Genomic DNA, 10,734 nt, shown 5'->3' on the forward strand with positions numbered 1-10,734 from the left:
GTATTCCACCGGCGTCACCCCGCTTCCATTATACCAGATGACACTAAAGTGTCTACAAGTTCTGAAAGAATTTACGGACTGAAGTCCGTGGTTTTTACCAGCCGCTTGTTAAATAAAAACCGCGAGGAACGCGGATAGCAGTTACACAATCATCGTCGCAGCGGGCGATAAGGCATTCGACAAAATCAAGGGCGGCATTAAAGTTACGATTCCAGATGCAAAAACCGACGACGGCAGTGTCGCGGTTGTCATTCATACAGACGGCACCGAGGAAATCATAAAAAAATCTTACGTGAGGGACGGCAAGATCGCCATTCCGCTTGAGGGTTCTGCGACAGTGAAGATCATTGACAACCACAAATTCTTTGACGATGTGCCGACAGGTTCTTGGTATGAAAAATACGTGGTCTTCGCAAGCGCGCGTGAATTGCTTGATGGTACAGGTGCGAATCAATTCAGCCCCAATACGTACATGACGCGCGCTGTGTTCATCACCGCGCTGCACCATTTAGAAAATGCACCGTCTGCAGACGGAGACCTGTTTGCCGATGTTGACGCCGGTGCGTACTGCGCCGACGCGGTAAGATGGGCACGCGCGAGCACGATAGTCCTGGGAACAGGCGGCGGCAACTTTGTGCCGGAAGACGGCGTCACCCGCGAACAGCTGGCGGCGATTCTGTATCGATATGCAAAATCGCTTGGAATGGATACGTCCGCAAAAGGCGATCTTACAAAGTTCGAAGACAGCGAAGACGCATCGGATTGGGCAGCGGATATGCTCGAATGGGCCGTTGGTATCGGACTGGTTCAAGGCCGAAGCAATGATGCGCTTGTTCCGAAAGGCGTGGCGACCCGCGCCGAAGTCGCGGTTATATTGGAACGGTTTATTGAGAATTTGCTGTAGGGGCGCACAAATGCCCATGAATACCCATAAAAAGCAAAATGCCGGGCAATTTCGTCCGGCTTGACAAATCCGCCGGCGTGCGGTATGCTGGATGGCAAGTGATAGCAAAACATATATGAGATACTTATAAGTCAAAACATGTAAAATATGGAAATCATGGGCCGCAAAGGGCCCGGGATCGGGGGAAGAGACATGGATGTGGAACAGGGGATTCTGCGCGCGATCGACGAGAATCGGGAGGAGATTTTGGCGTTTGCCCGCGACGTCTACCGACACCCGGAGCTGGGGTACAAAGAGAGACGGACGGCGGCCAAGGTGGCGGAGATGTTTCGCGCCCGCTCTCTCGCGGTGCGGGAGGGTCTTGCCATCACCGGCGTCAGGGCCGATCTGCGGCCGAAGGAGGCCTCCGACACGGTTGTGGCCTTGATAGGGGAGCTGGACGCGGTGGTTTCCCCGGACCATCCGCACGCCGATCCGCAGACGGGCGCGGCCCACGCCTGCGGACATCATGCGCAGCTCGCGGGGGTCGTGGGGGCCGCCTTCGCGCTGAGCAGCCCGACTGTGGCGGCGCACCTCGGCGGCGGCGTCGCGTTTTTCGCCGTACCGGCGGAGGAGTACGGCGAGGTCGAGTTCAAAAACGGCCTCAAGGAACAGGGGCTTTTGCGTTACGGCGGCGGGAAGTGCGAGCTCATCCGCATCGGCGCGTTCGACGACGTGGCAGTCTCCGTTACCCACCACTCCGCCTCCGGTGTGAAGGGGATCAAGATAGGCAGCGAGACCTCCAACGGCTTTGTGTCCAAGGTAGTTTGGCTGCGCGGACGCGGAGCGCACGCTGCCGCCGCGCCGCACCTGGGCATCAACGCGCTAAGCGCCGCCTCCCTCGGCCTGACCGCGCTGGCCTATCAGCGCGAAACTTTCCGGGACGCGGACACCGTTCGGGTCCATCCGATCCTGACGCGCGGCGGCGAGCTCGTCAACGTGATCCCGCAGGACGCCACTGTGGAGATCCTCGTGCGCGGGAAACACCTGGAGGCCATTCTGGACGCGGACCGGAAGGTGGACCGGAGCTTCAAGGCGGGGGCCATGGCCCTCGGCGCGAAGGTGGAGATCCTCACGGCGCCCGGCTATCTGCCGGTGGTCGCCGCGCCGCCCGCCCCCGAGATCGAGGCGGCGGCCCGGTTGGTGTTCCCGTCGGAGGCGATCGAACGGGTGGCGGACGGCGAACACGGGACCGGTTCCACCGACGTGGGCGACCTCAGCTATCTCATGCCGGTGCTGAACTTTACCACCGGCGGGATGATTGGAGATCTACACTCCAAGGATGTGGACTTTTTCGACGAGGAGACGGCCTACATCGCCACCGCGAAGATCTTCGCGCTCACGGCGTACCACCTGCTGAAAGACGGAGCCCGGGCCGCCCGGGACATCCGGGCGGCCTACAAACCGCACTTCACCAAAGCGGACTATATCGCATACATGGACGCGCTGGAGAAGACCGAAGTCGTCGATTACGGCGCCGAAGGCTGACGGAAGCGAGGCCTTTGACGATCAAATCGCAAAGTACCAGGGTTGAGCGGACCGGACACCTGTGCGACACAGGGCGATTCGAAATCCGCTCAATCCGTTTTTGTCAGGAAAACGGGGCCTTTTGACGGTTTTTAAAAAGGTATACCTTTTGAGGAGGTGCCTGTGCGTGTGCCAGAGAGACTAACGTTTCTATCATATTCCACACAATTCGCAAAGTCAAGAGATTGACGCAATATCTTTTTGTTCGTTTCGCCCTAATCAGACAGGCCAAATCTCCAGAAACGACAATTTTGAAAACGTATAGCATAACAGGACGGTGCGGGAAGCGTCGAAAGTGCTGCGGCCCAGGGAGATTTAGGAATATGTCCGGAACCGGGGCGGTTGCGTTGTGTGCAGATGAAGCGACCGCCGGTGGGACCGTTTGTGCAGACGGCCCTGTCCCGGAGCGATTCCCAATGGTCACGAATGGTTCAGGTGTCAGAGGTGTGTCTGGCGATGGCCGAGGGTTTTGACACTTGAACCATATATGTTGTAAGGGGGAAAATTTTCATGCTAAAAACACGTAAAGTGATCAGCGCAGCGCTTGTGCTTGTTACGCTTGCGGCGATGCTGCCGGTGGGTTCCCTGCCGGCGCAGGCGGCCAGCCTGACCCCGCCGCCGGGATACAACAACATAGAGAGTACCGATTTTGAGAACCCCACGACCGATATATTCGGCATTGCCTCAGCTGCGGGACTTGAAAACCCCGCGGCCAACTACATCGCCCCGACCAATGTCGCGACTTCCGTGGGCGCCGGCGCCGACGCCAACGCCACGCGCAAACTGTCTTGGGTCCTGAGCAATGTCAGCGGCAACCGCCACGCGATCAAAACCCTCAGCACCGCCGCCAAGAACGGACTGAACGCGTCTGACGAGGCGCTGATATCGTTCGATTGGTACCCAGGGAGTCCCAACGCCACCAACAGAGGTGAGATCAGGTTCGAAAACGGCGGGGCGATCCTGCTGGCGCTTGTGGCAGCGTCGGGCGGTATTGGGTACCACACGGGACCGACCGGAAACGCGCAGACAATTCTGCCTACCGGGCAAACCAGCCTGACGCAGTGGTATACGGTGAACGTCTACCTGAGAAAAGGAGCCAATATCCAATTTGACATCGCACCCAAAAACAACGCCGGCACAACCTACACCTTGACCGCCAATGCCACGTGGACCGGCGCGATGAACAGCATCCAGATACAAGCCATACGCCTGTCCAATGTCACATGGACCACATACATAGACAACATTGGCCTCTACCAAAGAAACATCGCCCCAGCCACGTTCAGCGCCGCCGCCAACGGCGACGCGGAGACCTCGACCTCGCAGATCGCGCTGACGCTGAGCACGGCGGTGGCCGGCCTGACGGCGTCAAATGTCACGCTGACCCCGGCGGGCTCGGCCGTCGTAGGTGCGCCGGCGACGTCGGACGGCGGCACGACCTGGACGGTCCCGGTGAGCAACATCGTGGCTGGGGACGTCGCCGTGGGCGTGCAGGTTCCGGGCTACGCCTTTACGGCCAGCCCCGCGGACGCCGACAAGATCACACTGTACGCGGGCGCGACCGCCCTGTACGAAGTATCGGCAAACGGAAGTCCCGCGGAGACGTCAAACCGCATTGATATCACGTTTGACAAGCCGATCGCCGGGCTGACGGCCTCGGACATCACGCTGAGTCCGGCGGGCGCGGCGGACAAGGGCGTTTTGACGGGTAGCGACAAAAACTGGTCGCTTCAGCTCTTCAACGCGCAGGCCGGGGAGATCGCCGTTGCCATCGGGAACATCCCCAACTTTGTCATTGTCCCCCATACACCCGGTATCTCCGACAAAGCTGTGCTGTTCAAACGGCCTCCGGATATCATCGGGTTCAGCGCGGCGGCGGATGGCGACGTGGGGGCGAAAGTACAATCCGCCAAGATCGACATCACCTTTGATACGGCTGTGACCGGGCTGACTGCGGCCGCGGTCGGCGTTATCCCGGACGACGCGGTTGTGAAAGGGGCCTTGACCGGCAGCGGCACAAACTGGTCGCTCGCCTTGACCAACATCGCGGTCACCAAAGAAATCAGACTTGCCATAGCGGATTTTGCCGATTATACGTTCGTGCCCGCGGCGGCGGATTCGGACAAAACCACGGTGGTGTATGTGAAGCCGGACTTGACGTTCACGGGCAACGAGTGGAACACAAACTCGTCCACGACTTTTGTCTTCCAACTGGGCGGTGAGAACCCGCGCTCCCACTACTATCTATATGACACCGAAGCCAAAGCCAAGGACAATTTCACGCTGTATCCGTTCGCGGACGAAGCCGGGACGGTTTCGAACTCCGACGACATCCTGCCGCTGAATGGGACATGGAAATTTCATTTCGCCGTCAATCCGGGCCAGCGGCCCTGGCCGACAGCCGGCATAGGGCAGGCGCCCCGCGACTTTAACACGCTGGATTTCGATGCCGGCGCGTGGGACGACATCACGGTTCCGAACAGCTGGCAGGTCAACTTCAACGACGACGGCACCGCGAAGTATGACCAGGCGCAATATGTAAACTCCAAAAACGCGTGGCAGTACTACCACAGCGGCAACACCACAAGCGCGCCCGCCGCTCCGACAAACTACAACGGTGTCGGCACGTATCAGAGGCATTTCACGGTGCCGGCGGACTGGGACGGCAAGGAAATATTCTTGAACTTTGACGGCGTAAGCGCGTGCTACGTCTGGATCAACGGCCGCGCCGCGGGTTGGACCACCGACATATGGACGCATCACGAGATCGACGTGACGCCGTACGTAAATGTCGGCGACAATGTCATCGCCTTGCAGTTGATTCGCTGGACATCGGGGTCGTGGCTTGAGAATCAGGATATGATTCGTCTGTCCGGCATCGCCCGTAAAACATACCTGATGGCGCGCAACGCGGAAGACATCTGGGACTTTGAGGTTGCAACGAGGCCTGTCTCGCCGGACGATCTCAACAATGGGCGCGACACCGATTGGACATTTGACCTGAAAGCCGCCGTGCGCGACTTTTCAGACCCAACGAGAACGAGCGGGACCTCCAAACCGGTTCATTACAAGCTTTATGACGCGGACGGCGCCATCGTCGCGCAGGGCGGCGAGACGGCTGCGTATCAGTACGTCAACTTCGTCACGAGCTCCGGCGTAGCCGGCAGCAACAACGCCACCACGGAAGTCCTGCCGTTTGGCGGCGGTGTCAGATACACCGCCACGCCGGGCATCACGGGCAGCACCAATATCTCTCTCGCGATCCCGCGGTTCACCGCGTCGCTTGAAAACCCGCATCTCTGGTCTGCCGAGGATCCGTACCTGTACAAACTGGTGATGTACGTGGACAACGGGGCGCAGACGGAATACACATGCGTGCGCGTCGGTTTCAAGTACACGCAATACGTCAACGCGGCCAACTCGCATACGATTTCCAACGGCGTTTACACCGCCTCGGCCGGCTCCTACTGGTTGGTGAACGGCAAACGTCTTACGTTCTACGGGGCAAATCTCCACGAAACGAACCCCGAAACAGGGTATGTCATGACGCTCGACCTCATCCGCAAAGACGAGACGCTGATGAAGCAAAACAACGTAAACGCGATCCGAATGTCCCATTACCCGCACGACACGAGGTTCTACGACGTGGCGGACGAGCTGGGCATTTACGTCATGGACGAGGCCAACCACGAGAGCCACAACAGCACGGGCAATTCGACGAGTGCGATTTTTATGCCGACGTTGCGTGACCGCATGCTCAACATGTATGAACGCGACAAGAACATGACCTGTGTCGTGGCGTGGTCCGCCGGCAATGAGTCGGCCATGAACGCCACGTCGGCGCAGTATTCGATTTGGACGCTCAAAGCCCGCGAGAACGAGCTAAGCGGATTGCTCGGCAGCGGCGGCCGCCCGACCCACGCGCAGTACGCCCAAGCGTACGCCGATATATGGGCCGGCATGTACCCGTCGTACGGTTCTTTTGACAGCCCGAGTCAAAACAAAATCATGATCAACTGCGAGTACTCCCATGCCATGGGCAGCGCGCTCGGTAACATGGACACATACGTCGCGATCGCCGAGGGCAACTCGTACAGCGCCGGCGGGTTTATTTGGGACTGGGTTGACCAGTCGATCATCACCCCGGTGCCGCCTTCGTCCACCGTCGCCGGCGTGAGGGGCGACCGTTCGGGCGACGATACGTTCTTCGGTTACGACGGCGACTGGGGCAACTCGAGCGGCGACCTTGACTTCAATGGGGACGGCGTTATCTTTGCGGACCGCACCCTAAAACCGCACGCCTCCGAAGCCAGACGTCTGTACCAGAGGCTGAAAGTTACGGCAAACGGCGCGCCCACTGCGACAAGCGTCGGCTACACCGTCAAGAACTCGTTCATGTACACAAACGCCAACGCGTATGACATGACTTGGCAGCTTTACGAAAACGGCGCGATCATCAGGGAAGGCTCCGGCGTTCTCGACGTCGCCCCGGAGCCGTACGCGATCGCCAACGCGAAGAACACGGTCGAAACGTTCACCCAAGATTTCGAATCGGTGACGACAAAGCCCGGCGCGGAGTATTTCTTCAATATCCAGTTTTGCCTGAGAACGGCCACAAAATGGGCCGAGAAGGGCTATGTCGTCGCCGAAGGCCAGTTGCCGCTTACGACGGGTGCTTTCGCACCTATCGCCAAGCCGGTTGTTCCTGCGACGGTTGAGCAGATGAGCGTCACGGGGACGGGCGGCGAAACAGACGGAACGATTGAGATTACCGGCCCGAACGGCCTGTTTGCGTACACGTTCGACAAAGCGGCCGGCACGTTCACCGACATGAGTTTCAAAGGGCGCCAGTTTGCCACGCTTGGTTATGAGCCAAACTTCTATATGCCATTGACCGACAACCAGTATGGTGAGGGCACGAACGGTACCAATATCATAGGCTGGAAGAACATCGGCTCGTCACGAGTGCAATCCTCGACGACTTACACTGTGGCGGCGAGGTATGCAAGCTACGTCGAAATCGTCAACACGTCCGCCAACACGTCCGCCGCCGCGCGGAGCGTGACGATGACGACGACCTACAAGATTTACCCGACGGGCGAGGTCAACGTGAGCGAGAGTTATGTGTTCGGCGCGTCAGCGTCGTCGACCATCAATGTCGTCGGCGGTTATATGAAGCTTGTGCCGGGGATGGAGAACATCACCTACTTCGCGCGCGGGCCGGAGTCGAACTACGTGGACCGCAAAACGGGCACCGATGTCGGCGTTTATTCGACAACGGTGTCAGACAGCTACACCGAGCATCTCAGCAGTCAGGATGAAGGTGAACACCAGGATACGCGCTGGGCGGCCGTGACGGACGACACGGGTTTCGGTGTTGTCATGAAGGCCGGCCAGTTTGCGGCCAACACCCTGTTTACCGGAAACGGCGGCGGTTATACGTATAACCAAGCCGAGACAGCGTACAACATGGCAAACTTGGTCGAGTTCAGTGCGCTGCACTACAGCCCGACGCAGTTCGGCGACGCCAGGCAAAAGCACCCGTACCAGGTCTATGACGAGTTCGGGCGCAACGACGCCAGGCTTCCGACGTACCTATACGTGGACATTGCTTCGCGCGGACGCGGCGCCGATACCAGCTGGGGCAACCAGGCCACGCCTAAATCGTGCTACATTATCAACGCCGCCGGTAAAACCGTGGTTTACAACTTCTCAATCCTCCCGGTCGACGATTTCGACGCGGATGCGGCGATGACGTTCTCCAAGACACAGCGCAGCGCGTATCAGAACACAAAAGACTTGATGCCGCTCGCGTTGGCCGTTGGCGTGAAGGCCAACAATCCGGCGTACGCCGCCGCGAACGATTTGACAAGTTCAGCCGCCGAGCTTGCGGCAGTGAACGCGTATAACGCGCTTTACGCCGCTGTCGAGGACGCCAAGTCATTCCAGGTGAATCTTGACGGCGGCAGCGCCGTGGCGTCGGTTGTATTGGACGCCGCACCCACCGCGGGTGCACAGATCATTTTGGCCTTCTACGACGCCGCCGGAAGGCTTGTCGAAGCGGCTGCAGGCGCCCGGGTCGCCGCCGCGGGCGATCTGGTCAGAGTTGACTGCGCCGCCGCCGTTCCGCCCGGCGCTGCCAGCGCCGTCGCGTGCTATTGGGACGCGGACTACGTCCCGCTGTCACCGCCCACATCTCGGATTTTGATTGAATCTTAACACGCAGTTCCGGGCAAGGATGTCTGTGGTGAAACCATTCTCATGTGACTGACATGTCATAACGGCCAAAACGGCGCAGTCCGTTGTGTTTGCAACGGACTGCGCCGTTTTTGGTTGGAGAAAAAATGCCAATCATCAACTACAGCACGAGGGGACAATGGAAGATAAAGCTTTAGCAGCCAGAGAAATCGACAACACAGAGATATAACACGGCAGATAACAACATTTTGTTGTTGCTGGCCTAGTGGCTTGTCGTACAAGTGCCGGTATAGGTCGCTAAAACCAACGGCCGCGGCGACGTTAGATCATGCTTTACAAATGCGCAATATTGGTATATAATGTTGTTGTAAAGGTGCTCATAAAAGTATGCAGTTAGGCTGAAGCCATTGGATGCACTTCATGTGGCTTGTGCGCTCGACACAGCGATTATTTCTTCACGACGGATAAGGGCATTTTAACCACTGTCAACAGGTTAAGGATATTTCAAAGAATGACGATTTAAAACGGGACTCCAAGGAATGCCGAGCTGGTAGTGGGAGATGCATAAAGGTCTGGCAAAGCGGAAGCCGGCTCGCAGAATAGTGCAAGGGGGCTTCCGATGAAAAGGGAAAAAACGCGCAAGGATATTGTAAGACAGAGGAACAAACTCAGGAAGCGGCAACAGATGAAGGCGGGACAAACGGGCGCAGATACTGCGGAAAATGACTGCGGAATAAGCGAAGAATCTGCAAAGCGGTTAAAGCAAAAGATGCGTGAGATGAGCGGCATTGAGCACGAAATAATCAGAGATAGCACACTTGAGAAAATGTCGGATATTTTGTTAGACTACGCAGAACCGTTTTTAAATACGATTGATAGCGACAATAAAGATGAGTACGAAAACGCGATCATGATGGCAATGGCAGTTTGGAATTGTTCGGTCATGGGAGACACATCCAAAGGCCGCAGAAAAATAAGGAAGCTGATGAAGCCTATTATGTCCGAAGGCGAATCAAGAAGGGTTGTGCAGTACATGCTGGAACGCAAGCGGCAAATGTATCCAGACAACAAAAGGATGATGATGAATTATGAATTGACAGAGATGCCGGACGGCGGATTTCATTTATCTGTAGCATCAACAGTCGATGAGGCAACAGTGGAAAAGCACATAAAAAGTTTACAGAACAAGACTTGACTTTTTGAGAAGAGCCCCCACAATTTTTTGGATACCTTTTATAGGAAGGTGTATCACTAAATTGTTGGTGGGAAAGATGAAAAAACAGTCAAAGAGACGCATAGTGTTAACACAGGCTATTGAAGCAGTAAAAGAAATGATAGAGAGGCAGAGCGACCGAGCAAGGTTACACACATTAGCGGGTGGGAACCCCGCCCAGAAAGGAGGAACCAATCCACAGGTAGCGAGTCATGAAGCGCACGCATTATTGTTCAAGAAGCCACAAGACAGGCAGGTTTAGAGTGAAACGGAGGATAGCACAGAAGAAGTTCAGGCTCAAGTTGAAAGAAATGAATCTGTGGATAAAACAAAACCGACACCTCAGGCTCAATGACCTGATAAGAACACTAAACCAGAAGTTGCGCGGACACTACCAGTACTACGGCATAACGGACAACTCCGACAGCATAGGAAGCTTTCTGTTTGAAACACAACGATTGTTGTTCAAGTGGCTCAACCGACGAAGCCAGAAGAGGAGCTACACTTGGAAAGGGTTCAACGAGTTAATGAAAATCACACCATTGGCCCAACCCCGAATCTACGTTAGCATCTACAGCTGACAGGGAACAAACTACTTGTGAGGAGCCGTGTGCGTGAATTGTGCCCGCACGGATCTGGGGAGGGCCGGATGCTGTGAGGTGTCCGGCTACTCGACAAGTTCCGCGTTTACAGGCTTACCAGGAGGATGTGAAATGTTGATTAACAGCAACGACTATTTCCAAATCCTTGAGAGCGTTAAGACTCAAATACACAACGCACAGTACCGCGCTGTTTTGGGCGCGAACCGTGAGCAGATACTCCTGTATTGGAATATCGGCAGGGTTATTATCGA

Annotated in this window: 6 protein-coding genes; 5 read left to right on the forward strand and 1 reads right to left on the reverse strand. The window is 56.7% G+C overall.

Annotated elements, in window-relative coordinates; all coding sequences use genetic code 11:
• Nucleotides 1-94: 94 nt before the first annotated feature.
• Nucleotides 95-256: a hypothetical protein gene (locus LBK75_11485; protein ID MDR1158899.1), complete on the reverse strand. Its 162-nt coding sequence runs from the start codon at nucleotides 254-256 to the stop codon at nucleotides 95-97.
• An 81-nt stretch (nucleotides 257-337) separates the two neighbouring features.
• Between LBK75_11485 and LBK75_11490 the strand changes: the two genes are divergently transcribed.
• From LBK75_11490 to LBK75_11510, 5 genes are all read left to right on the forward strand, one after another.
• Entirely contained in the window at nucleotides 338-904 is a 567-nt protein-coding gene (locus LBK75_11490; GenBank protein ID MDR1158900.1) for an S-layer homology domain-containing protein, read from the forward strand.
• Nucleotides 905-1,096: 192 nt separating this feature from the next.
• Entirely contained in the window at nucleotides 1,097-2,431 is a 1,335-nt protein-coding gene (locus LBK75_11495; protein ID MDR1158901.1) for an amidohydrolase, read from the forward strand.
• 549 nt (nucleotides 2,432-2,980) lie between these two features.
• Nucleotides 2,981-8,689, forward strand: coding sequence for a DUF4981 domain-containing protein (locus LBK75_11500; GenBank protein ID MDR1158902.1), 5,709 nt, complete (start codon nucleotides 2,981-2,983; stop codon nucleotides 8,687-8,689).
• A gap of 598 nt (nucleotides 8,690-9,287) precedes the next feature.
• Complete coding sequence (locus tag LBK75_11505) at nucleotides 9,288-9,863, forward strand: hypothetical protein (protein ID MDR1158903.1); 576 nt, start codon at nucleotides 9,288-9,290, stop codon at nucleotides 9,861-9,863.
• 230 nt (nucleotides 9,864-10,093) lie between these two features.
• Complete coding sequence (locus LBK75_11510; GenBank protein ID MDR1158904.1) at nucleotides 10,094-10,462, forward strand: maturase; 369 nt, start codon at nucleotides 10,094-10,096, stop codon at nucleotides 10,460-10,462.
• Nucleotides 10,463-10,734 lie beyond the last annotated feature (272 nt).

Source organism: Oscillospiraceae bacterium, assembly GCA_031265355.1.
GTDB lineage: Bacteria > Bacillota > Clostridia > Oscillospirales > UBA929 > JAIRTA01.